Origin of the sequence: Leclercia barmai, from assembly GCF_049312895.1 — a bacterium.
GTDB lineage: Bacteria > Pseudomonadota > Gammaproteobacteria > Enterobacterales > Enterobacteriaceae > Enterobacter > Enterobacter barmai.
In genome coordinates this window covers 439,136-463,946 of sequence record NZ_JBMNWZ010000002.1, presented here as the reverse complement: position 1 = coordinate 463,946, position 24,811 = coordinate 439,136, and the positions used below count along the sequence as shown (strand labels likewise).

The 24,811-nt window shown below is 51.9% G+C and carries 20 protein-coding genes; 19 read left to right on the top strand and 1 reads right to left on the bottom strand.

Features of this window, described 5'->3' with window-relative positions:
- The 18 genes from cpsB to ugd all read left to right on the top strand — a co-directional run bounded on the left by cpsB (nucleotide 1) and on the right by ugd (nucleotide 22,560).
- The gene (gene cpsB / locus ACOYA6_RS10605; RefSeq protein ID WP_422654657.1) at nucleotides 1–1,437 is read left to right on the top strand and encodes a mannose-1-phosphate guanyltransferase; all 1,437 of its coding nucleotides are present in this window, start codon (nucleotides 1–3) and stop codon (nucleotides 1,435–1,437) included.
- 109 nt (nucleotides 1,438–1,546) lie between these two features.
- Nucleotides 1,547–2,917 carry a colanic acid biosynthesis phosphomannomutase CpsG gene (gene cpsG, locus ACOYA6_RS10600; protein ID WP_422654656.1) on the top strand — a complete coding sequence of 457 codons (1,371 nt, stop codon included), beginning with the start codon at nucleotides 1,547–1,549 and terminating at the stop codon, nucleotides 2,915–2,917.
- Between the two features lie 113 nt (nucleotides 2,918–3,030).
- On the top strand, nucleotides 3,031–4,425 hold the full coding sequence (gene wcaJ, locus ACOYA6_RS10595; protein WP_039030258.1) for an undecaprenyl-phosphate glucose phosphotransferase: 1,395 nt from the start codon (nucleotides 3,031–3,033) through the stop codon (nucleotides 4,423–4,425).
- Nucleotide 4,426: 1 nt separating this feature from the next.
- On the top strand, nucleotides 4,427–5,905 hold the full coding sequence (gene wzxC / locus ACOYA6_RS10590; protein WP_422654655.1) for a colanic acid undecaprenyl disphosphate flippase WzxC: 1,479 nt from the start codon (nucleotides 4,427–4,429) through the stop codon (nucleotides 5,903–5,905).
- Between the two features lie 51 nt (nucleotides 5,906–5,956).
- Nucleotides 5,957–7,237, top strand: a complete 1,281-nt coding sequence (gene wcaK / locus ACOYA6_RS10585) for a colanic acid biosynthesis pyruvyl transferase WcaK (protein WP_039030256.1) — start codon at nucleotides 5,957–5,959, stop codon at nucleotides 7,235–7,237.
- On the top strand, nucleotides 7,234–8,454 hold the full coding sequence (wcaL, locus tag ACOYA6_RS10580) for a colanic acid biosynthesis glycosyltransferase WcaL (RefSeq protein WP_039030255.1): 1,221 nt from the start codon (nucleotides 7,234–7,236) through the stop codon (nucleotides 8,452–8,454). The genes wcaK and wcaL overlap by 4 nt, the downstream gene beginning before the upstream one ends.
- Nucleotides 8,455–8,465: 11 nt before the next feature.
- Entirely contained in the window at nucleotides 8,466–9,851 is a 1,386-nt protein-coding gene (gene wcaM, locus ACOYA6_RS10575) for a colanic acid biosynthesis protein WcaM (protein WP_422654654.1), read from the top strand.
- Between the two features lie 178 nt (nucleotides 9,852–10,029).
- The gene (galF, locus tag ACOYA6_RS10570; protein ID WP_039030253.1) at nucleotides 10,030–10,926 is read left to right on the top strand and encodes a UTP--glucose-1-phosphate uridylyltransferase GalF; all 897 of its coding nucleotides are present in this window, start codon (nucleotides 10,030–10,032) and stop codon (nucleotides 10,924–10,926) included.
- 370 nt (nucleotides 10,927–11,296) lie between these two features.
- On the top strand, nucleotides 11,297–12,382 hold the full coding sequence (rfbB, locus tag ACOYA6_RS10565) for a dTDP-glucose 4,6-dehydratase (protein WP_422654653.1): 1,086 nt from the start codon (nucleotides 11,297–11,299) through the stop codon (nucleotides 12,380–12,382).
- Nucleotides 12,382–13,281, top strand: a complete 900-nt coding sequence (rfbD, locus tag ACOYA6_RS10560) for a dTDP-4-dehydrorhamnose reductase (RefSeq protein WP_039030251.1) — start codon at nucleotides 12,382–12,384, stop codon at nucleotides 13,279–13,281. Before rfbB ends, rfbD begins: the two co-directional genes overlap by 1 nt.
- A 53-nt stretch (nucleotides 13,282–13,334) precedes the next feature.
- Nucleotides 13,335–14,213 carry a glucose-1-phosphate thymidylyltransferase RfbA gene (gene rfbA, locus ACOYA6_RS10555; RefSeq protein ID WP_039030250.1) on the top strand — a complete coding sequence of 293 codons (879 nt, stop codon included), beginning with the start codon at nucleotides 13,335–13,337 and terminating at the stop codon, nucleotides 14,211–14,213.
- Nucleotides 14,214–14,351: 138 nt separating this feature from the next.
- Nucleotides 14,352–15,614, top strand: a complete 1,263-nt coding sequence (locus ACOYA6_RS10550; protein ID WP_039030249.1) for a flippase — start codon at nucleotides 14,352–14,354, stop codon at nucleotides 15,612–15,614.
- A complete protein-coding gene (locus tag ACOYA6_RS10545) occupies nucleotides 15,611–16,582 on the top strand; it encodes a glycosyltransferase family 2 protein (protein ID WP_422654652.1) in 972 nt (323 codons plus the stop codon). Before ACOYA6_RS10550 ends, ACOYA6_RS10545 begins: the two co-directional genes overlap by 4 nt.
- 39 nt (nucleotides 16,583–16,621) lie before the next feature.
- On the top strand, nucleotides 16,622–17,524 hold the full coding sequence (locus ACOYA6_RS10540) for a rhamnosyltransferase (protein WP_422654651.1): 903 nt from the start codon (nucleotides 16,622–16,624) through the stop codon (nucleotides 17,522–17,524).
- 15 nt (nucleotides 17,525–17,539) lie between these two features.
- Nucleotides 17,540–18,430, top strand: a complete 891-nt coding sequence (locus tag ACOYA6_RS10535; protein ID WP_039030247.1) for a glycosyltransferase — start codon at nucleotides 17,540–17,542, stop codon at nucleotides 18,428–18,430.
- A 42-nt stretch (nucleotides 18,431–18,472) separates the two neighbouring features.
- Nucleotides 18,473–19,585: an oligosaccharide repeat unit polymerase gene (locus tag ACOYA6_RS10530; protein WP_422654650.1), complete on the top strand. Its 1,113-nt coding sequence runs from the start codon at nucleotides 18,473–18,475 to the stop codon at nucleotides 19,583–19,585.
- Between the two features lie 149 nt (nucleotides 19,586–19,734).
- Nucleotides 19,735–21,141 carry an NADP-dependent phosphogluconate dehydrogenase gene (gndA, locus tag ACOYA6_RS10525; RefSeq protein WP_039030246.1) on the top strand — a complete coding sequence of 469 codons (1,407 nt, stop codon included), beginning with the start codon at nucleotides 19,735–19,737 and terminating at the stop codon, nucleotides 21,139–21,141.
- Between the two features lie 252 nt (nucleotides 21,142–21,393).
- A complete protein-coding gene (gene ugd, locus ACOYA6_RS10520; RefSeq protein ID WP_039030245.1) occupies nucleotides 21,394–22,560 on the top strand; it encodes a UDP-glucose 6-dehydrogenase in 1,167 nt (388 codons plus the stop codon).
- A 46-nt stretch (nucleotides 22,561–22,606) separates the two neighbouring features.
- Here ugd and ACOYA6_RS10515 read toward each other — a convergent pair whose 3' ends face one another.
- Nucleotides 22,607–23,611 carry an NAD-dependent epimerase gene (locus ACOYA6_RS10515; protein WP_138369970.1) on the bottom strand — a complete coding sequence of 335 codons (1,005 nt, stop codon included), beginning with the start codon at nucleotides 23,609–23,611 and terminating at the stop codon, nucleotides 22,607–22,609.
- 194 nt (nucleotides 23,612–23,805) lie between these two features.
- Between ACOYA6_RS10515 and wzzB the strand changes: the two genes are divergently transcribed.
- Nucleotides 23,806–24,786: an LPS O-antigen chain length determinant protein WzzB gene (gene wzzB, locus ACOYA6_RS10510; protein WP_138369971.1), complete on the top strand. Its 981-nt coding sequence runs from the start codon at nucleotides 23,806–23,808 to the stop codon at nucleotides 24,784–24,786.
- The last annotated feature ends 25 nt before the right edge of the window (nucleotides 24,787–24,811 follow it).

The window sequence follows — 24,811 nt, the reverse complement described above, 5'->3', positions numbered from 1 at the left end:
ATGAATAAGAATACGTTGTACCCGGTTGTGATGGCGGGTGGCTCAGGTAGCCGGTTATGGCCACTCTCCCGCGTGCTCTATCCAAAACAGTTCCTCTGCCTGAAAGGGGAGCTCACCATGCTGCAGACCACGGTGAACCGTCTTAACGGCGTGGACTGCGAAAGCCCGGTAGTGATCTGTAACGAACAGCACCGCTTTATCGTCGCCGAGCAGCTGCGTCAGCTGAACAAGCTCACCGAAAACATCATTCTTGAACCGGCCGGACGCAACACCGCCCCGGCCATCGCCCTGGCGGCCCTGGCGGCGAAGCGCAGCAGCCCGGATTGCGATCCGCTGATGCTGGTGCTGGCGGCAGACCACGTCATCCAGCAGGAAGAGGCGTTCCGCGAAGCGGTGCGGGCGGCGATCCCGTATGCCGACAGCGGCAAGCTGGTGACCTTCGGCATCGTGCCGGATCTGCCCGAAACCGGCTATGGCTATATCCGTCGCGGCAACGTCACGCCGGGCGAGGGCGACAGCCTGGCCTTTAACGTGGCGCAGTTCGTCGAAAAACCCAATATGGAAACCGCTCAGGCCTACGTCGCCAGCGGCGAGTACTACTGGAACAGCGGCATGTTCCTGTTCCGCGCCGGACGCTATCTGGAAGAGCTGCAAAAATATCGCCCGGACATCCTCGAAGCCTGCGAACGCGCAATGGCTACCGTCGACCCGGATCTGGACTTTATCCGCGTGGACGAAGCTGCGTTCCTCGCCTGCCCCGAGGAGTCGGTAGATTACGCGGTGATGGAAAAAACCGCCGATGCGGTGGTGGTGCCGATGAATGCGGGCTGGAGCGACGTCGGCTCCTGGTCCTCTCTGTGGGAGATCAGCGCCCAGTCACCGGAAGGTAACGTCCATCACGGGGATGTGATCAGCCATAAAACCGAAAACAGCTATGTGTACGCCGAGTCTGGCCTGGTCACTACCGTCGGGGTGAAGGACCTGGTGGTGGTGCAGACCAAAGACGCGGTGCTGATTGCCGATCGCAACGCGGTGCAGGACGTCAAAAAAGTGGTGGAGCAGATCAAGGCCGATGGCCGTCATGAGCACCACATTCACCGCGAAGTTTACCGTCCGTGGGGCAAATATGACTCCATCGACGAGGGCGACCGCTACCAGGTGAAACGCATCACCGTTAAGCCGGGCGAGGGGCTGTCGGTGCAGATGCATCACCACCGCGCGGAGCACTGGGTGGTGGTGGCGGGTACCGCCAAAGTCACCATCGACAACGTCGAGACCCTGCTCGGTGAAAACGAGTCGATTTACATCCCGCTGGGGGCGACCCACTGTCTGGAAAATCCGGGGAAAATCCCCCTCGATCTGATTGAAGTGCGCTCCGGCTCGTACCTGGAAGAGGATGATATCGTCCGCTTTGAGGACAGATACGGGCGGGTCTAGCGCTCACGCATTTTGCCCGGTGGCGCTGCGCTTACCGGGCCTACAAAACAACAAAATTAAATTGGCCCTGTCCGGGTCGGGCCAACTGTTGCCTGAAAAAGGGGTAATGATGCAAAAATTAACCTGTTTTAAAGCCTACGACATTCGCGGCAAGCTCGGTGAAGAGCTGAATGAAGACATTGCGTGGCGCATTGGCCGCGCGTACGGCGAATACTTAAAACCAAAAACCATCGTGCTGGGCGGTGACGTGCGCCTGACCAGCGAAGCGCTGAAGCTGGCGCTGGCGAAAGGGCTGCAGGACGCGGGCGTCGACGTGCTGGATATCGGTCTTTCCGGCACCGAAGAGATCTACTTCGCCACCTTCCACCTGGGCGTCGACGGCGGGATCGAAGTGACCGCCAGCCATAACCCGATGGACTACAACGGCATGAAGCTGGTGCGCGAGGGGGCTCGCCCGATCAGCGGCGATACCGGCCTGCGCGACGTGCAGCGTCTGGCGGAAGCCAACGACTTCCCGCCGGTGAATGAGGCGAAACGCGGCAGCTATCAAAAAATCGATCTGCGCGGGGCCTACATTGACCACCTGCTGGGTTACATCAACCTGGCAAACCTCAAGCCGCTTAAGCTGGTCATTAACTCCGGAAACGGCGCGGCAGGCCCGGTGGTGGATGCTCTCGAAGCCCGCTTCAAAGCGCTCAACGTGCCGGTCACCTTCGTGAAGGTTCACAACACCCCGGACGGCAACTTCCCGAACGGTATACCGAACCCGCTGCTGCCGGAGTGCCGGGCCGATACCCGCAACGCCGTTATCGAACACGGCGCCGACATGGGCATCGCCTTTGACGGCGACTTTGACCGCTGCTTCCTGTTCGACGAAAAAGGGCAGTTTATCGAGGGCTACTACATTGTCGGCCTGCTGGCGGAAGCATTCCTCGAGAAAAACCCCGGTTCGCGCATCATCCATGACCCGCGTCTCTCCTGGAACACGGTGGACGTGGTCGCCGCAGCGGGCGGCACCCCGGTGATGTCCAAAACCGGGCATGCCTTCATCAAAGAACGCATGCGCCAGGAAGACGCCATTTACGGCGGCGAGATGAGCGCCCACCACTACTTCCGCGATTTTGCCTACTGCGACAGCGGGATGATCCCGTGGCTGTTGGTGACCGAGCTTCTGTGCCTGAAGGGCCAGTCGCTGGGTGAGCTGGTGCGTGACCGCATGACGGCCTTCCCGGCGAGCGGGGAGATCAACAGCACCCTTGCGGCGCCTGCTGAGGCGATTGCCCGTGTGGAGCATCACTTTGCCCTGCACGCGCTGGAGATCGACCGTACCGACGGCATCAGCATGACCTTCCCGCAGTGGCGCTTCAACCTGCGCTCGTCAAACACCGAGCCGGTGGTGCGCCTGAACGTGGAATCCCGCGCCGATGCGGCGCTGATGGCGGCGCGAACGCAGGACATTATGGCGCTGCTGAATCAGTAATGTCAGACCTTACCCCTCACCCCGGCCCTCTCCCCAGAGGGGAGAGGGTGTTCAAATTCCCTCTCCCCTCTGGGGAGAGGGTTAGGGTGAGGGGATAAACAACAGGAACAACGATGACAAATCTAAAAAAGCGCGAGCGAGCCAAAACGAATGCATCGTTAATCTCTATGGTGCAGCGTTTTTCTGATATCACCATCATGTTCGGTGGGTTGTGGATGGTGTGTAAACTCAGCGGGCTGCCGTTCCTCTACATGCACCTGCTGATGGCGCTGATCGCCCTGGTCGTCTTCCAGATGATCGGCGGGATGACCGACTTTTACCGCTCATGGCGCGGCGTCAAAATCACCACCGAGTTGCAGCTGCTGCTGCAGAACTGGACCTTAAGCCTGGTCTTCAGCTTCGGGCTGGTGGCCTTTAATAACGACTTTGATAATCGCTTTGCCACCTATTTTGCCTGGTATCTGCTGACCAGCGTGGGCATGCTGGTCTGCCGATCCCTTATCCGCTTTGGCGCGGGCTGGCTGCGTAACCGTGGCTACAACACCCGCCGGGTGGCGGTGGCCGGAAGCATGCCGGCCGGACTGGCGCTGCTGGACGGTTTTCGCAAAGAGCCGTGGCTGGGGTTTGATGTGGTCGGGGTCTATCACGACGCGCAGCCCGGCGGCGTGCCTGCTGACTGGGCCGGTAATTACTCCCAACTGGTGGACGATGCCAAAGCGGGCAAGATCCACAACGTCTACATCGCCATGCCGATGAGCGACGAGGCCCGAATTAAAACTCTGATGCGCAAGCTGGCGGACACCACCTGCTCTGTGATCCTCATTCCGGATGTGTTCACCTTTAACATTCTGCACTCCCGTATCGAAGAGGTGAACGGCGTGCCGGTGGTGCCGCTGTATGACACGCCGCTCTCCGGCCTCAACCGGGTGCTGAAGCGCGTGGAGGACATCGTCCTCTCCTCTCTGATCCTGCTGCTGATCTCCCCGGTGCTGTGCGCCATTGCCCTGGCGGTGAAGCTCACCTCGAAGGGGCCGGTGATCTTCCGCCAGACCCGCTACGGCATGGACGGTAAGCCGATCATGGTGTGGAAATTCCGCTCCATGAAGGTGATGGAGAACGACGCGGTGGTGACCCAGGCGACGCAAAACGACCCGCGCGTGACCCGCGTCGGTAACTTCCTGCGCCGCACCTCGCTGGATGAACTCCCGCAGTTTATCAACGTGTTTACCGGGGGCATGTCCATCGTTGGTCCACGCCCGCACGCGGTGGCGCATAACGAACAGTATCGTCAGCTGATCGAAGGCTACATGCTGCGCCACAAAGTGAAACCGGGCATCACCGGCTGGGCGCAGATCAACGGCTGGCGCGGCGAGACCGACACCCTGGAGAAGATGGAGAAACGCATTGAGTTTGACCTGGAGTACATCCGCGAGTGGAGCCTCTGGTTTGATATCAAAATCGTTTTTCTTACCGTCTTTAAAGGCTTTGTGAACAAAGCGGCGTACTGACATGAGCTTACGTGAAAAAACCCTCAGCGGGGCAAAGTGGTCGGCTATCGCCACGGTGATCATCATCGGCCTTGGGCTGGTGCAGATGACGGTGCTGGCGCGTATTATCGATAGCCACCAGTTTGGCCTGTTGACCGTCTCGCTGGTGATCATCGCCCTGGCCGATACGCTGTCGGACTTTGGCATCGCCAACTCGATTATTCAGCGCAAAGAGATTAGCCAGCTGGAGCTGACCACCCTCTACTGGCTGAACGTCGGCCTGGGTATCCTGGTGTTCGTGGTGCTGTTTCTGCTGAGCGATCTTATTGCTGACGCCCTGAACAACCCTGAACTTGGCCCCCTGATGCGTGCGCTGTCGTTCGCGTTTGTGGTGATCCCCCACGGCCAGCAGTTCCGCGCCCTGATGCAAAAGGAGCTGGAGTTCAGCAAAATCGGCATGATTGAAACCAGCTCGGTGCTGGCCGGGTTTACCTTCACCGTGGTCAGCGCCCACTTCTGGCCGCTGGCGATGACCGCCATCCTCGGTTATCTGGTGAACTCTGCCGTGCGCACCCTGCTGTTCGGCTACTTCGGCCGCAAAATCTACCGTCCGGGGTTCCACTTCTCGCTGGCGTCGGTGGCCTCTAACTTGCGCTTCGGCGCGTGGCTGACCGCCGACAGCATCATCAACTACGTGAATACCAACCTCTCCACCCTGGTGCTGGCCCGTATTCTGGGTGCCAGCGTCGCCGGGGGCTATAACCTGGCGTACAACGTGGCGGTGGTACCGCCGATGAAGCTCAACCCGATCATCACCCGCGTGCTGTTCCCGGCGTTCGCCAAAATTCAGGACGATACCGACAAGCTGCGCATCAACTTCTACAAGCTGCTGTCGGTGGTAGGGATCATTAACTTCCCGACCCTGCTGGGGCTGATGGTGGTTTCCGGCAATCTGGTGCCGCTGGTGTTTGGCGAGAAGTGGTTAAGCATTGTGCCGATCCTGCAGCTGCTGTGCGTGGTGGGGCTGCTGCGCTCCGTCGGTAACCCGATTGGTTCGCTGCTGATGGCCAAAGCCCGCGTCGATATCAGCTTTAAGTTCAACGTATTCAAAACGTTCCTGTTTATTCCGGCGATCGTTATCGGCGGCCACCTGGCGGGCGCGATGGGCGTCACGCTGGGCTTCCTGCTGGTGCAGATTATCAATACCGTCCTGAGCTACTTCGTGATGATTAAGCCGGTGCTGGGCTCCAGCTACCGCCAGTACATCCTGAGCCTGTGGCTACCGTTTTACCTCTCGCTGCCGACGCTGGCGGTGAGCTATGGCTTAGGGATTGCCCTTAACGGCCATCTGCCGCTGGCCGCGCTGCTGGCGGTGCAGGTCGCCGCCGGGGCGCTGGCCTTCGCGGTAATGATTGTGCTGTCGCGCAACGCGCTGGTGGTGGAGATCAAACGCCAGTTCTGCCGCAACGAAAAGATGAAAACGCTGCTTCGCGCAGGTTAATTATTTCCTCCCCCTCACCCTTTGGGGAGGGGAATCTTTTAAGAGGTTATTATGAAATTATTGATTCTGGGCAACCATACCTGTGGTAACCGTGGTGACAGCGCCATCCTGCGCGGCCTGCTGGATGCTATTTACGCCCTGTCGCCTGAGACAGAAGTGGATGTGATGAGCCGCTACCCGGTGAGCTCCTCCTGGCTGCTGAACCGCCCGGTAATGGGCGATCCGCTCTACAGCCAGATGAAGCAGCATAACAGCGCCGCCGGCATGATGGGCCGCGTGAAGAAGGTGCTGCGCCGCCGCTATCAGCATCAGGTGCTGCTGTCCCGCGTGACCGACACCGGCAAGCTGCGCAATATCGCCATCGCCCAGGGTTTTACCGATTTTGTCCGTCTGCTCTCCGGCTACGACGCCATCATTCAGGTAGGGGGATCGTTTTTTGTCGACCTCTACGGCGTGCCGCAGTTCGAGCATGCGCTCTGCACCTTTATGGCGAAAAAGCCGCTGTATATGGTCGGCCACAGCGTCGGGCCATTCCAGGATCCACAGTTCAACCAGCTGGCAAACTATGTGTTTGGCCACTGTGACGCGCTGATCCTGCGCGAGTCGGTGAGCCTGAATCTGATGCAGCGCAGCGAAATCGACACCACCAAAGTGGAGCAGGGGGTGGATACCGCCTGGCTGGTAGATCATCAGGAAGCGAACTTTACCCCGAGCTATGCCGTGCAGCACTGGCTGAACGTGGCCGCGCAGCAGAAGACCGTTGCCATCACCCTGCGCGAGCTGGCGCCGTTTGATAAGCGTCTGGGCACCACCCAGGCGGCCTACGAAAAGGCCTTTGCCGAGGTGGTCAACCGGGTGCTGGACAGCGGCTACCAGGTGCTGGCGCTCTCCACCTGTACCGGGATCGACAGCTACAACAAAGATGACCGCATGGTGGCGCTGAACCTGCGCCAGCACGTCAGCGATCCGTCGCGCTATCACGTGGTGATGGACGAACTTAACGACCTGGAGATGGGCAAATTGCTGGGCGCCTGCGACCTGACCGTGGGCACCCGCCTGCATTCGGCCATTATCTCCATGAACTTCGGCACCCCAGCGATTGCCATTAACTACGAGCACAAGTCAGCCGGGATCATGCAGCAGCTGGGTATGCCGGAGATGGCGGTGGATATTCGCCATCTGCTGGACGGCTCCCTGGGGGCGATGGTTGGGGACACGCTCGGCCAGCTTCCGGCTATCAACGAACGCCTGGCGGTGGCGGTGAAGGCCGAACGTGAAAACGGCATCAACATGGTGAAATCGGTGCTGGATCGGGTCGGGGAGGGCAAATGAAGGTTGGTTTCTTCTTACTGAAATTCCCGCTCTCGTCTGAGACCTTTGTGCTTAACCAGATCACCGCCTTTATTGATATGGGATATGACGTGGAGATTATCGCCCTGCAAAAGGGCGATACCCAGAACACCCACGCCGCCTGGACGCAGTATGACCTGGCCAGCAAGACCCGCTGGCTGCAGGATGAGCCCCAGGGCAAGCTGGCGAAACTGCGCTACCGCGCCCGCCAGACCCTGCGCGGGCTGCATCGCCCCGGCACATGGAAGGCGCTGAATGTCTCCCGCTACGGCGCCGAATCGCGCAATCTGATCCTCTCCGCCATTTGTGGCCAGACGCAGCGCCCCTGGCGTGCGGATGTGTTTATCGCCCACTTTGGACCGGCCGGGGTGACGGCGGCCAAGCTGCGCGAGCTGGGTGTCATTGAGGGGAAAATCGCGACGGTGTTTCACGGGATTGATATCTCCAGCCGCGAGGTGCTGAACCACTATACGCCTGAATACCAGCGGCTCTTTCAGCGCGGCGACATGATGCTGCCAATAAGCGACCTGTGGGCCGGGCGACTCAAAACCATGGGCTGTCCGCCGGAGAAAATCACCGTTTCGCGCATGGGCGTGGACATGCAGCGCTTTACCCAACGGCCGGTTAAAGCGCCCGGCAGCCCGCTGCAGATTATCTCTGTTGCGCGCCTGACCGAGAAAAAAGGGCTTCACGTGGCGATCGAAGCCTGCCGCCAGCTGAAAGCGCGCGGGGTAGATTTCCACTACCGCATTCTGGGCATCGGCCCCTGGGAGCGCCGCCTGCGTACCCTGATCGAGCAGTATCAGCTGGAGTCCTATGTCGAGATGCCAGGCTTCAAGCCCAGCCATGAAGTTAAGGCGATGCTTGATGCTGCCGACGTCTTTTTACTCCCGTCCGTCACCGGTACGGACGGCGATATGGAAGGCATTCCTGTAGCCCTGATGGAGGCGATGGCGGTGGGCATTCCGGTGGTCTCCACGGTACACAGCGGCATTCCTGAGCTCATCGAGCCCGGCCATTCCGGCTGGCTGGTGGAAGAGAACAACCCGGAGGCGCTGGCCAACCAGCTGGAACGGTTTGCCGCCATCGCCCATCAGGAGCTCTCCCCCGTGCTGCATAACGCGCGCAAAAAGGTGGAGACCGATTTCAACCAACATCTTATCAATCGACAGTTAGCCACTCTGCTACACACGCTTTAAACGGAGGCGATATGCCGAAAGAGATGACGCGACGCGCGTTTGTCACCACCTGTTCCGTACTGGCGGCCGCGCCGCTGGTAGGGGTACGGGCCGCCACGAACAGCGCCACGGTAGACATCAGCCGGTATGACCTTCGTGACGGGATCGCCGCTTTCAAAAAGGCCTTTGCTGAGGGTGATACCGTGGTGGTGCCCGCGGGGCTCACCTGTGAAAATATCAACGCCGCCATTTTTATCCCCGAAGGCAAAACCCTGCGCATTCGCGGGGCGCTGACCGGCAACGGCCGGGGCCGCCTGGTGCTGCAGGATGGCAGCAAGGTGATTGGCGAAGGGGAGGGGCGTAGCGAAAACATCACCCTCGACGTGCGCGGCTCCGACTGCGTGATCCAGGGCCTGGCGATGAGCGGCTATGGCCCGGTGACCCAGATTTATATCGGCGGCAAACAGAAGCGGGTGATGCGCAATCTGCTGATCGACAACCTGCGGGTCACCAAAGCCAACTATGCGATCCTGCGTCAGGGATTTCATAATCAGCTGGACGGGGTGAAGATCACCAACTGTCATTTCAGCTACCTGCAGGGCGACGCCATCGAGTGGAACGTGGCGATCAACGACAAGAACATCCTGATTTCAGACCACGTCATCGACCATATCGACTGTACCAACGGCAAGATTAACTGGGGGATCGGCATCGGTCTGGCGGGCAGCACGTACGATAATAATTACCCCGAAGACCAGGCGGTTAAGAACTTCGTGGTGGCGAACATTACCGGCAGCAACTGCCGCCAGCTGGTACATGTTGAAAACGGCAAACACTTTATCATTCGTAATGTTAAGGCCCGGAATATCACCCCGGACTTCAGCAAAAAAGCGGGTATTGATAACGCAACGGTAGCGATATACGGCTGCGATAACTTTGTCATCGATAATGTTGAGATGATCGACAGCGCCGGGATGTTAATTGGCTACGGGGTGATCAAGGGCGATTATTTGTCGATACCGCAGAATTTCCGCCTCAACAATATCCAGATGGACAACTGGAACCTTGCGCGAAAATTGCGCGGAATACAGATCTCCTCCGGCAATAAAACCTCTTTCGTGGCGCTCACCAATATGGACATGAAACGGGCAACGCTTGAACTGCACAATAAACCTCAGCATCTTTTCATGCGCAATATCAACGTCATGCAGGACGCAGAGCGAGGGCCAGCCCTGAAGCTGAATTTCGATCTGCGTAAGGATGTGCGCGGGAAATTTATGGCGCGTGACGAGACGCTGCTCTCGCTGGCGAACATTAAAGCCGTTAATGAGAAGGGGCAAAGTTCGGTGGATATCGACCGAATTGACCATCATACAATCAACACGGAACGGCTGAATTTTAAACTGCCGAAGCGTTAAATATTAGCCAGCCGGCATTTTGCGAGGATTCCTGGAATTAAAGCGCCGGTATTCGGATTGCATCCACTGGAATTTACGCTGTAATTGCGTAACATCATCTCCAGATTTGTAGCAATTCGTGCTGGCGAAACCAGGCTAAAGGGCTATAATTCGGCAACCATTTTAAGGTGGAAGATATATGATTAATTTGAAAGCGGTCATTCCGGTAGCCGGTCTGGGCATGCATTTGCTCCCGGCCACAAAAGCCATTCCTAAAGAGATGCTGCCGATCGTTGACAAGCCGATGATTCAGTACATCGTCGACGAGATTGTTGCTGCAGGGATCAAAGAAATCGTTCTGGTTACCCATTCCTCCAAGAATGCGGTGGAAAACCACTTCGACACCTCCTACGAACTTGAAGCCCTTCTGGAGCAGCGCGTTAAACGTCAGCTGCTGGCGGAAGTGCAGTCCATCTGCCCGCCGGGCGTGACCATCATGAACGTGCGTCAGGCGCAGCCTCTGGGTCTGGGCCACTCTATTCTGTGCGCCCGTCCTGTGGTCGGCGATAACCCGTTTGTGGTTGTCCTGCCGGATATTATTCTGGACAACGCCTCTGCCGATCCGCTGCGCTACAACCTGGCAGCCATGGTGGCGCGTTTCAACGAGACGGGACGGAGCCAGGTGCTGGCGAAGCGCATGAAGGGCGATCTCTCTGAGTACTCCGTTATTCAGACCAAAGAGCCGCTGGATTCAGAAGGTAAAGTCAGTCGTATCGTTGAGTTTATCGAGAAGCCGGATCAGCCGCAGACGCTGGATTCCGATCTGATGGCCGTCGGCCGCTATGTGCTGAATGCAGAAATCTGGGCCGAGCTGGAACGTACCGAGCCAGGCGCGTGGGATCGTATTCAGCTGACGGATGCCATTGCGCAACTGGCGAAGAAGCAGTCCGTTGATGCAATGCTGATGACCGGTGACAGCTACGACTGTGGTAAGAAACTGGGGTATATGCAGGCGTTTGTACAGTACGGGCTGCGTAACCATAAAGAAGGGCAGAAGTTCCGCGAAAGCATGACGAAGCTCTTAACCAACGATTAACGATTGGTTCGTCGTTGTCTAACGGCAGTGGATCATTCCGGGCTATCAGGGCCATGAGAATGACGCTGCCGTTTTCTTTTTTTAATATATTCTTAAATTTCAGTAAGTTAATTGCTTGCTTTTTGTCTCGTTAGTCAGATTTTTCCCTTGTTTCTGCTGGCATTTAAGACGACAATTATTAATTGATTTGCGCGCTATCCTGTCGCCATGTTGACGGGAATAGACGGCAAAATACCTCTATTACGATCACGTTCAGTGCACTGGTAGCTGTTAAGCCAGGGGCGGTAGCGTGTCCGGTTTCTGGATATTTAGTTCATTTATTATTCAGAATGCCACCATCCCGATGTATTCATTTAACGGAAAATAACGCGTGAAAATTCTTGTTACTGGCGGTGCGGGTTTTATCGGCTCTGCGGTTGTACGACATATTATTCAAAACACCCAGGATACAGTGGTTAATGTCGATAAATTGACCTACGCCGGTAACCTGGAATCTCTGGCTGAAGTGAGCGACAGCCAGCGTTATATTTTTGAACATGCGGATATTTGCGATAAAGCGGCGATGGACCGTATTTTTGCCGAGCATAAGCCTGATGCAGTGATGCATCTGGCAGCAGAAAGCCACGTTGACCGCTCTATCACCGGCCCGGCAGCGTTTATTGAAACCAACATCGTCGGCACCTACGTCCTGCTTGAAGCGGCTCGCGCGTACTGGTCAACGCTGGATGAAACTGCGAAAAAAGCCTTCCGTTTCCACCACATCTCTACCGATGAAGTGTACGGCGATCTGCCGCACCCGGACGAACATCCTGCCTCTAGTGATTTGCCGCTGTTCACTGAAACGACGGCATATGCGCCAAGCAGCCCTTACTCTGCTTCGAAGGCCTCGAGCGATCACCTGGTCCGCGCATGGTTACGTACCTACGGGTTCCCGACTATCGTGACTAACTGCTCCAATAACTACGGCCCTTATCACTTCCCGGAAAAACTGATCCCGCTGGTAATCCTCAACGCGCTGGACGGGAAAGCGCTGCCGATTTATGGCAAAGGCGATCAGATCCGCGACTGGCTGTATGTTGAAGATCACGCCCGTGCGCTCTACACCGTTGTGACCCAGGGTAAGCCTGGCGAGACCTACAATATCGGCGGCCATAACGAGAAGCAGAACCTGGATGTGGTGCATACCATCTGCGATCTGCTGGATGAGATCGTGCCGAAAGAGGGTTCATATCGCGACCAGATCACCTATGTGACTGACCGCCCGGGCCATGACCGTCGTTATGCCATCGATGCCGATAAGATTAGACAGACCTTAGGCTGGAAACCGCAGGAAACGTTTGAAAGCGGGATCCGTAAAACGGTGCAGTGGTACCTGGCGAACACCCAGTGGGTTGAGAACGTGAAAAGCGGTAACTATCAATCCTGGATTGAACAGAACTACGGGGAACGTCAGTAATGAATATCCTTCTGTTCGGCAAAACAGGGCAGGTGGGTTGGGAGTTGCAGCGCGCGCTCGCCCCGTTAGGTAACCTGATTGCCGTCGATGTGCACTCCAGCGAGTATTGCGGTGATTTCAGCAATCCCGAAGGCGTGGCGGAAACTGTACGTCGCATTAAGCCGGACGTTATTGTCAACGCGGCGGCGCATACCGCCGTGGATAAAGCGGAGTCAGAGCCGGAATTCGCACAGTTGCTCAATGCCACGAGCGTTGAAGCCATTGCGAAAGAGGCGGAAAAAATTGGCGCCTGGGTTGTTCACTACTCCACCGATTACGTTTTCCCTGGCAACGGGGAGAAGCCGTGGCTGGAAACGGATGCGACCGCGCCGCTAAACGTATACGGCGAGACCAAACTGGCAGGTGAAAAAGCACTACAGGAAAATTGTGCCCGGCACTTAATTTTCCGCACCAGTTGGGTTTATGCGGGCAAAGGCAATAACTTTGCGAAAACCATGCTGCGTTTTGCAAAAGAACGCGAAGAGATGGCGGTTATTAACGATCAGTTTGGTGCACCAACAGGCGCTGAGTTGCTGGCTGACTGTACCGCGCATGCAATTCGTGTGGCAATGAAGCAGCCGGAAGTGGCTGGACTCTACCATCTGGTTGCGGGTGGCGTGACCACCTGGCACGACTACGCTGCGCTGGTGTTCGACGAAGCACGTAAGGCTGGCATTGAACTGGCGATCAAGAAGCTTAATGCTGTTCCTACCAGCGCTTATCCTACTCCTGCGCGTCGTCCGAATAACTCCCGTCTGAATACTGAGAAATTCCAGCAGAACTTCGACCTGGTATTACCTGAATGGGAAACCGGTGTTAAACGGATGCTGGCTGAGCTATTTACGACCACTGCGGTCTGACTTTTAATTAAATGCCCGTTTACGGGCATTTTGCACATTAAAGAGATGATGAAATGAAAACGCGTAAAGGGATTATTTTAGCCGGTGGCTCAGGAACCCGTCTGTACCCGGTGACGATGGCGGTCAGCAAGCAGCTTCTGCCAATCTACGACAAACCAATGATTTACTACCCGCTGACCACGCTGATGCTGGCGGGTATTCGTGACATCCTGATTATCAGTACTCCGCAGGACACGCCACGTTTCGAGCAGCTGCTCGGTGACGGTAGCCAGTGGGGCCTTAACCTGCAGTATAAAGTCCAGCCGAGTCCAGACGGTCTGGCCCAGGCGTTTATCCTTGGCGAAGAGTTCATTGGTGATGATGATTGTGCGCTGGTACTGGGCGACAACATCTTCTATGGCCATGACCTGCCGAAGCTGATGGACTCCGCTGTAAATAAAGAGAGCGGTGCCACCGTCTTTGCTTACCATGTTAACGATCCAGAGCGTTATGGCGTCGTTGAGTTTGATAAACAGGGCACCGCTGTCAGTCTCGAAGAAAAGCCATTAGAACCGAAGAGTAACTACGCTGTTACCGGTCTTTATTTCTATGACAATAGTGTCGTAGAAATGGCGAAAAGCCTGAAGCCGTCACCACGTGGCGAGCTGGAAATCACCGACATCAACCGTCTGTATATGGAGCAGGGCCGTCTGTCCGTTGCCATGATGGGACGCGGTTTTGCCTGGCTGGATACCGGTACACATCAGAGCCTGATTGAAGCCAGCAACTTTATTGCGACCATTGAAGAGCGTCAGGGACTGAAAGTGGCGTGCCCGGAAGAGATTGCTTATCGCAAAGGATTTATTGATGCGGAGCAGGTCAGAACGCTGGCGAAACCACTGGCTAAGAATGCTTATGGTCAGTATTTGTTGAAGATGCTCAAAGGTTACTGATATTTAAAGGCCAGATGATTTCGCACCGACCCCGAATGATGAAAATCCAGGAGGGGAATAATGCATCATATTTTGCTTAAAGTTATTAAAAGGGGCTAACGGCCCCTTTATTTATTAAGATGAGATAATGTAAACGGAATGGGATTAATTAAGAATAGTGTCTGGAATTTAGCAGGCTATGTTATACCTACTGCTATCGCTATCCCGGCAATGGGTTATCTTGCTCGGGTATTAGGGGTTGAACTTTTTGGCGTTTACACTTTAGCAATTGCTATTGTTGGTTATGCAGGCATATTTGATATCGGTTTGACTCGTGCAATTGTTAGAGAAATTGCCGTTTACCGGGGCAATAATGATGAACGCAAAAAAATAATTTCTACAGCAACTATATTTCTATTTTTGTTCAGCGTTTTTGGCGCAATCCTCATTTCCGTCTTTACGCCAAATATTATTTCGCTTTTGAATATTACAGCATCCAATCATACTGATGTTCAAAACTCTATTCGTGTCCTCGTCTGGACAATACCTGCTTTCCTGCTTAACCAATTATGGATGTCCATACTTGAGGGCGATGAACGTTTCGCAATATTAAATATACAGAGAAGTTTCGGTAGTTCTATTATCGCAGGCTTACCGGCCTTGTTTGTATTGTTTTCTCCATCCCTGTTTTCTGCAATACTTGGCTTAGCCGTGGGCAGACTACTGTCATTAATCATTGCATTTGTGATTGTCAGAAATGAAATCATCAATGCGGGTTTTATTTTTTACAGAGAAACATTCCGACGAATGATTTTCTTCGGAGGCTGGATCACTGTTAGCAACATCATTAGCCCTGTGATGGTATACTTTGATCGGTTCGTTATCTCAGGCTCATTAGGTGCTGATAAAGTCGGTTATTATACCGCCCCGTCTGAAATCGTATCGCGTTTAGGACTTCTTCCCGGTGCGCTTTCGAGAGCCGTTTTCCCTAAACTCAGCGCAGCAAAAACCTATGATGAGTTAAAGAAAAATATCAGATTCGCCTATCTGATAATGGGGCTTGGGTGTTTACCTTTAGTCGTCATCCTGATTTTCCTGGCAAAATTGATAATGCAGCTATGGCTTGGCGAACAGTATGCCATCCATTCACAGGCTATTTTCCAGATTTTATTAGTGGGCTTTTTCTTTAACTCTATCGCCCAGATCCCTTTTACCGTCATACAGTCTCTGGGAAAAGCGAAATATACCGCCTTTTTACACTGCATTGAGGTCATACCTTATCTGGCCCTGCTGTATTTTCTTGTGAACTCTTATGGCGTACTTGGCGCTGCGTATGCATGGACTATTCGGGTATTTGTGGATTGCGTTTTACTCATTATCGTTTCCCGGGAATGTATAACGAAACATAGAGGGAAAATATGAGTTACGAAGTTATTCTTGCGACTTACAATGGTGAGCGCTATGTTCGCGAGCAAGTTGAAAGTATTCTTGCTCAGTCAGTTAAGCCATCCCGAATCATCATACGAGATGATGGATCAACGGATGATACCCTCACTGTTCTTCAAGCCTTAAAAGCAGAGTCGCAAATTGATATTGATATCATTCATGATGGACTCAATTTAGGCTATATCAAAAATTTTGAGAAACTTACTGAGTATGTAACTGCTGACTTTGTGTTCTTTTCAGATCAGGATGATATTTGGGTAGAAAACAAAGCAGAAACATTACTGGCGGTTTTTTCAAATCAAAGTCATGCCAACGTTGTTTTTTCTGATGCCTGGCTGATAAACAATACTATGGAGAGGTTGGGGACGCTCTGGCATCACGTGAATTTCACGCCAGCCAACGGCGATATAAGGTTAGACAAAATTCTCATCAATAATGTCGTGACGGGTGCCACTATGGCTGTACGTAAAGGCTTTCTTGATACCGTTATGCCGTTCCCGGCAAAAATTCCGCATGACTATTGGCTCGCCAGCAATGCATGTGCTCTGGGATCGTTGGTCCCCGTCGAAGACAAATTGATTCTGTACAGGCAGCATGAAAATAATCAAATTGGTGCAAAAAAAAGTACTTTTGCCGGTAAATTGAAAGCTGCGTTTGATAGTAAAAAAAGAAATAAACGAATCGCCCATTATCGGGAAATCTATGATTTAGTTCATGCGATCCGTAAATCACAGCAGACTTCACAAATTAATCAAACGTCTGAAAGCATCCTTAACTATCTGGATTGTGTTAATACTGTTTATCGTGGCGGAATATTTGATGGTGGAAAAAGGAAAAACCTGCTGTCAGCAGTATTCAGTTCCAGCTATACGAAATACTCAACTAAAAAATCAATCATTAGGGATTTGCTTGATGGATTATTCATTAGATTGAATTTTTCATAATGCTATGTTGAGCTCAGGATGCTATTTGAGAAAATTTAAATGAATAATACAAAAGAAATTTGCGCCATTATAGTAGCCTATAACCCGGTACTCTCTGATTTAACACAAACCATAACATCATTGAAAATCCAGGGATGTGATGTTGTAGTCGTGGATAACAGCCCTTCTGAAACTGAAGAGTTGAAAGGAACAGGGATCGAGTACCGCTGGTTGAAAGGTAATAAGGGAATCGCCTTAGCGCAGAACATCGGTATTGAGTATTGTATTGAAAGTGGATATGAAAATGTTATTTTCTTTGATCAGGATAGCAAAATTCCTGATACTTTCATCACAAACATGCTTCAGTTTTCCGCAGAAAATAATGCGCTGATAGCAGCACCCGTTTTTTATGACGAGGCTCGCGGCTTTGAATATGCCATAACGCACATAAAAAAGAATGGCTTTCGTGAAAAACTTTATTCTCGTGGCGAGAAAAAGACCTTCACTTCATCGGTAGTTATTTCATCGGGCTCACTGGTTAAAAGCGCTCTCTTCGACCAGGTTGGCATGATGGATGCCTCATTATTTATCGATTATGTTGATACCGAGTGGTGTCTTCGCTGTTTCGATAAAGACCATCTGGTATATATAAATCCGAATGCAGTCATGATTCATTCTATTGGAAACTCATCTTTTTCAGTGTTTGGCTTTACTGTACCTGTCCACTCGGCTGCAAGACGATATTACCGTGTAAGAAATGCATTTCGTTTGCTACGCTATCCTCATGTGCCTAAATTGCTGGCACTTCGCGAAATTACATTTTGTGTAGTGCACAGTGTCATTCTCATTTTTCATGAAAATGACAAGAAAAACTACTTCAAATCCTTTGTCTCTGGCGTTTGGGATGGTATCCGAAATGTAGCAGGTGAGAATCCTCGCACGTCTAATACAGCACATAAGTAATTTTGAGATTTTATAATGAATAAAGTGGCAGTTTTACTTGCGGTTTATAATGGCCGGAACTGGATTGATGAACAATTAGAGTCTATCTTAGCGCAAACTGAAGTTAACGTTGATGTGTTTATCAGTATAGATCTTTCAAGCGATGGTTCGTGGGAATATCTGACAGAGAAATACACTCATTTCAAGAATGTTCATTTTTTGCCCTACGGTGATAAATATGGTTCTGCCGGAAAGAACTTTTACCGCCTGGTAATGGATGTGAATTTTGACGGCTATGATTATATCTCTTTCGCCGATCAGGACGATATCTGGTATGCAGATAAACTCCAGCGCGCAATTGAAACCATTGCGAGTAAACATGTTGACGCCTATTCAAGTAATGTCCTTGCTTTCTGGGAAGATGGCAGGACATGTCTGATCGACAAAGCGCAACCCCAGGCTGCATTTGACTATTACTTTGAAGCAGCAGGCCCGGGCTGTACGTATGTTTTTACCAATAAATTAGGAACCGCATTTCGTGAGTTCCTGTTATCAAATGAATTAGCCCAGGATGTATCTTTGCATGACTGGTTGATTTATGCCTACGCGCGTTCACACAACTATACCTGGTATATTGATTCAGTCCCCGGAATGAAGTATCGCCAGCATTCTTCAAATCAGGTCGGCGCCAACATATCATTTAAAATGTGGGTGAAAAGGGTGAAGTTGGTCAATTCAGGTTGGTACCGAACTGAAGTCTATAAATTAAAAAGTCTGTTTGTAACCAACTTTAGCCCGATTAAGCGCATAACAAATGCGCGTAATTACAGCAATAACATTATGCTCATGCCTTTTGTGTCTAAATTGAGACGACGTGGTCGGGATAAAATCATTTTAAGTATGCTTTTGCTGCTCAACTTCTTTTGAATAATTGTAAATTAAACTCATGATAATTTTTGAGAAAAAACGATGAATAAGTTAAACAGGATTTTTATCCTGCTTCTCACCATGGAAATTGTCTTTGGCGGCGGCGGTAGATTGTTAGACCCTCTTGGTGTACCGCCGTTGCGTTATGTCTTCTTCGGTTTGGCGATCGTACTGTTTATTTTAAACGCAATTACATTAACTGCCAGATCAAACAGTAAAACGCTGCTAACCATATTTGCAATAATTGCTCTTCCGGTCTACGGTTGTCTTGCGGGAGCGATTAACGGAAATGATGTGTCTGAAATGGCCTTTGATTTTCAGCCTTACATCTATATGTTAATACTGTTATATCTTTGTACATTAAATGAGTCGTTGACAGAATACTCGTTAGCCATATTTGTTAAAGTAGTAAAGTTTTTTTGCGTTATCGCCTCTTCGATTTACATCCTTTATATTTTTATGCTAAAGGGCGGACTACTCAATTCCGTCGCTATTTACAACGCTCTTTCACTGACATCAGAATTTTTCTTCAGGCCGAGTGGCGCCTTTTTTGCAAAATCATTTTTCTTCCTCGGCATCGGTGCGATTTTCTTCTTTATCGAAAAACGATATCTTTTCTTTATCCTTACCGTTATTGCACTATTTTTAACTGAAACCCGAGGCGTATTCCTGTTTGCTGGGATCGCGATGATGATCGCAAGTTTCAGAATCAACGGCGCAATGAAAAATCTAATTTATATTGCGTTAGCCGTTGTGGCAGGGCTGGGTTTGATGGTTATCGTTGGCGGACGGGCAGGCGACTCTGACTCCGTAAGACTTCAGGACTTCACCTATATAATGAACTCGATGAATGGTCTGGTTTCAGTCTTCGGCCATGGTTTTGGCGCGCAGATTCTGGACAGAGGAAGAATTGAAGTTGTTCCACTGGAACTCTTTTATAAAACAGGAGCGTTAGGCGTGATTTTATCTGTGCTCCCTATTTTTATATTGTCGATAGGGACTATTTTGAAATCATTTACCCTCCGCAAGCTACAGATCGTTTGCGCGCTTATTTTTTCAGCAGGCGTTTCCATTACAAATCCCTTCCTTTATACCCCTATGGGGATATTCGTAATGGCAATGGCAATTAATTCAAATAAAAACACTTCTGCATAACTGCTCATTTAACATGCTGATTTTGTGCTTGTAGCCAAAGTGGCTGTAATCACTCTTATCGCTAATTTTTATTTGTTAAAAAAAAGACGATTTTGTTATTGTGATTCGCGATGTAGAATTGTCTTAAACACACCTGACAGGAGTATGTAATGTCCAAACAACAGATCGGCGTTGTCGGTATGGCAGTGATGGGGCGCAACCTGGCGCTGAACATCGAAAGCCGTGGTTATACCGTCTCCGTTTTCAACCGCTCCCGTGATAAAACTGAAGAAGTGATTGCCGAGAATCCAGGCAAAAAACTCGTTCCTTTCTATACGGTTCAGGAGTTTGTTGAATCCCTGGAAACGCCTCGTCGTATCCTGTTAATGGTGAAAGCAGGCGCCGGCACCGATGCTGCCATCGACTCTCTGAAGCCGTACCTGGAAAAAGGCGACATCATCATTGATGGCGGCAACACCTTCTTCCACGACACCATCCGTCGTAACCGCGAACTTTCTGCTGAAGGCTTCAACTTCATCGGTACCGGCGTGTCCGGTGGTGAAGAGGGCGCGCTGAAGGGGCCATCTATTATGCCTGGCGGTCAGAAAGACGCTTATGAGCTGGTTGCGCCTATCCTGACCAAAATTGCTGCCGTTGCTGAAGACGGTGAGCCGTGCGTGACCTATATCGGTCCAGATGGTGCGGGTCACTATGTGAAGATGGTTCATAACGGTATCGAATACGGTGATATGCAGCTGATCGCAGAGGCCTATTCTCTGCTGAAAGGCGGCCTGAACCTCACTAACGAAGAGCTGGCGCAGACCTTCACCGACTGGAACAACGGCGAGTTGAGCAGCTACCTGATCGACATCACCAAAGACATCTTCACCAAGAAAGATGAAGACGGTAAATATCTGGTCGATGTGATCCTTGATGAAGCGGCAAACAAAGGTACCGGTAAATGGACCAGCCAGAGCTCCCTGGATCTGGGCGAGCCACTGTCACTGATCACTGAATCCGTCTTCGCGCGTTATATCTCTTCCCTGAAAGAGCAGCGTGTGGCGGCTTCTAAAGTGCTGACCGGACCGCAGCCGAAAGTGGCAGGTGATAAAGCTGAATTCATCGAGAAAGTGCGCCGTGCGCTGTATCTGGGCAAAATCGTCTCTTACGCTCAGGGCTTCTCACAGCTGCGCGCTGCGTCTGACGAGAACAACTGGGACCTGAACTACGGCGAGATCGCGAAGATCTTCCGTGCCGGTTGCATCATCCGTGCTCAGTTCCTGCAGAAAATCACCGATGCTTACGCTGAAAATGCGGACATCGCTAACCTGCTGCTGGCTCCGTACTTCAAGCAAATCGCTGACGATTACCAGCAGGCGCTGCGTGACGTCGTGGCGTATGCGGTACAGAACGGTATTCCGGTTCCAACCTTCTCCGCAGCCGTTGCTTATTACGACAGCTACCGTGCGGCCGTACTGCCTGCCAATCTGATCCAGGCGCAGCGTGACTACTTCGGCGCGCACACCTATAAGCGTACTGATAAAGAAGGTGTGTTCCACACTGAGTGGCTGGATTAATCTGATTTAACTCAGTCATGTAGCGAAGCCCGGTGAACATCACCGGGCTTTTTTTATGCGTAATCCCCTGCATTACCTCGCCTGATTCATCCGACAGGTTATACTGCAGCATAAATCACTGTAATCACGCCTTTCTGCAGCCAGCCATTCGCCTTGACATCAACTCAGCATACGAGGTAAAAACCCCAAAAGTTGCTTATTGCGGTGGGGCGGTCGTCGCTCCCGGACACTCAATCTAAAGAAGTTAACTCAATGAAAATAACAATCTCCGGAACAGGTTATGTGGGTCTCTCCAACGGGATCCTGATTGCACAGCACCACGAAGTGGTCGCACTGGATATCGTGCAGGCCAAGGTTGATATGCTTAACCAGAAGATCTCCCCAATTGTAGATAAAGAGATCCAGGATTACCTGAGCAACAAGCCACTGAACTTCCGCGCCACGACGGACAAAGTTGATGCCTACAGTGGTGCGGATTTTGTCATCATTGCGACGCCAACTGATTACGATCCTAAAACCAACTACTTCAATACTTCCAGTGTAGAAGCGGTGATCAAAGACGTAACGGCGATTAACCCAAATGCCGTGATGATCATCAAATCAACCATTCCTGTTGGCTTCACTCAGTCGATCAAAGAAGAGCTGGGTATCGATAATGTCATTTTCTCACCAGAATTTTTGCGTGAGGGCAGGGCATTGTACGATAACCTGCACCCATCCCGTATCGTCATTGGTGAGCGCTCAGAGCGTGCGGAACGCTTTGCTGCGCTGCTGCAGGAAGGCGCTATCAAACAGAACATTGATGTGCTGTTTACCGATGCGACGGAAGCGGAAGCCATCAAACTCTTTGCTAACACCTATCTGGCAATGCGTGTCGCCTACTTTAACGAACTGGACAGCTATGCAGAGAGCCTGGGGCTGAACACCCGTCAGATCATCGAAGGCGTCTGCCTCGATCCGCGTATCGGCAATCACTATAACAACCCATCCTTCGGTTACGGTGGCTATTGCCTGCCAAAGGACACCAAGCAGCTGCTGGCAAACTATCAGGCGGTACCGAATAACTTAATCTCTGCGATTGTAGATGCGAACCGCACGCGTAAAGACTTTATCTCCGACTCCATTCTGGCGCGTCAGCCGAAAGTAGTGGGTGTGTACCGTCTGATCATGAAGAGCGGCTCGGATAACTTCCGTGCGTCCTCCATCCAGGGGATCATGAAGCGTATTAAGGCGAAGGGCGTCCAGGTTATTATTTATGAACCGGTGATGAAGGAAGATGAATTCTTCCATTCACGTGTGGTTCGCGATCTGGATGCCTTCAAAAAAGAAGCGGATGTGATTATCTCCAACCGGATGGCGGAAGAGTTGTCTGACGTGGCGGATAAGGTCTATACCCGCGATCTGTTTGGCAGCGACTGATTATGCTGTAAAAGAAAAAAGCCCGGCGATAATGCCGGGCTTTTTTTTAAACCTTATAGAAGTCGCGATACCAGTCAACGAAGTTCTTCACGCCGTCTTTCACCGATGTCTGCGGCTTAAAGCCGATGACCTCATACAGCGCAGTCGTATCCGCACTGGTCTCCAGGACGTCGCCTGGCTGGATCGGCATCAGATTTTTGTCCGCTTCGATGCCTAAGGCCTCTTCCAGCGCCGTGATGTAGTCCATCAGCTCAACGGGTGAGCTGTTACCGATGTTATAGACGCGATAAGGCGCTGAACTGGTGGCCGGGGAACCTGACTCCACCGTCCACTGGCTGTCAGCCTGTGGGATCACATCCTGCAGGCGAACAATTGCCTCGGCGATATCATCGATGTAGGTGAAGTCGCGCTTCATTTTACCGAAGTTATAAACATCGATGCTCTTGCCTTCAACCATGGCTTTGGTGAATTTAAACAGCGCCATATCCGGACGGCCCCACGGACCGTATACGGTAAAGAAGCGCAGGCCGGTGGTCGGCAGGCCGTACAGATGGGAGTAGGTGTGCGACATCAGCTCGTTGGCTTTTTTGGTCGCGGCGTAGAGCGATACCGGGTGGTCTACGGAATCATCGGTCGAGAAAGGCATTTTACGGTTCAGGCCGTAAACCGAACTTGAAGAGGCGTACAGCAGGTGCTGCACCTTATTGTGGCGACAGCCTTCCAGCACGTTCAGATGACCAACCAGGTTGGCTTCTGCGTAAGCGTGAGGATTATCCAGGGAGTAGCGCACGCCTGCCTGGGCGGCGAGATGAATGACGCGATCGAATTTTTCATCGGCGAAGAGCGTGGCCATGCCTTCACGGTCAGCCAGATCGAGCTTATGGAAGGTAAAGTTCGCGGATGTCAAAAGATCAAGACGCGCCTGCTTCAGGTTCACATCGTAATAGTCATTGAGGTTGTCGATACCTACAACCTGATGCCCGGCATCCAGGAGCCGCTTGCTGACATGTGCGCCGATAAAGCCCGCTGCGCCAGTGACCAGAAATTTCATAACTGTCCTCATCTGTTACTTATCATGTCCGGTGCGTTAAGTACCGGATTTGGGGTATGATAACGCGATGCGCAGGGTTACCAAACATCATATTTTCGATATCGCTCATCGGATTCCTATAGATAATCCGAAAACAATCGATAAACTATATCTCAAACTTTATTCTTTGCGCTTATTTGCATTCTAAGGACTATATGACTCACAACAACAATAACGTGGTCACGCGAAGCAGTGACCCTGAGCAGATTGATTTGATTGATCTTGTTGTCCAGCTGTGGCGGGGAAAATGGATCGTTGCTGCGTTTATCGCCCTCGCACTGATTCTTGCTGGAGTGTACCTGGCTTTTGCCAAAGAGAAGTGGACGTCTACCGCAATTATTACCCAGCCCGATGCAGCCCAGATTGGTGGTTATAGCAACGCGCTGAACATTCTCTACGGTGCTAATGCGCCGAAATTAACGGATATTCAGGAGAGCGTGATTACCCGTTATAACGCCTCTTTCTCCGCATTGTCCCAGACGCTGGAAAACCAGGACATTCCTGAAAAGCTGATCATTGAACAATCAGTGAAAGGCCAGCCTTTGCCGTTGAGCATCAGCTACGTAAATGGTTCGGCTGAAGCGGCGCAAAAGCAGGTGGCGAAATACATTCAGCAGGTAGATGAGCAAATTCAAAAAGAGCTTGAAGTTGATCTCAACGACAACATCAAGCAGCAGGTTCTGACCCTGAAGGACGTTCTGGGTAACCAGGAGACCATTGCTCAGGAGCAGAAAGACCTGCGTATCAGACAGATTACCGAAGCGCTGAAGTACGCCGAGGCGGCAAACATTACGACGCCTAAAATTCAGCAGACCCAGGATGTAACGCAGGAGACGATGTTCCTGTTAGGTACCGAAGCGTTGCAATCCATGATTGCCCACGAGTCTTCGCGTCCTCTGACGCTGTCCGATAGCTACTACCAGAATAAACAGAAGCTGCTGGATATTCAGAAGCTGAAAATCGATCCGACCTCTATCCATGCCTATCGCTACGTGATGAAGCCAGATCTGCCGATCCGCCGTGACAGCCCGAAACGTTCAATCGTGCTGATCCTCGCGGTACTGCTCGGCGGCATCATCGGCTCCGGTGTGGTGTTAGGCCGCAACGCGCTGCGAAACTACAACGCCAAAGCCTGATACAGGTTCAACCGCTGAAAAAAAA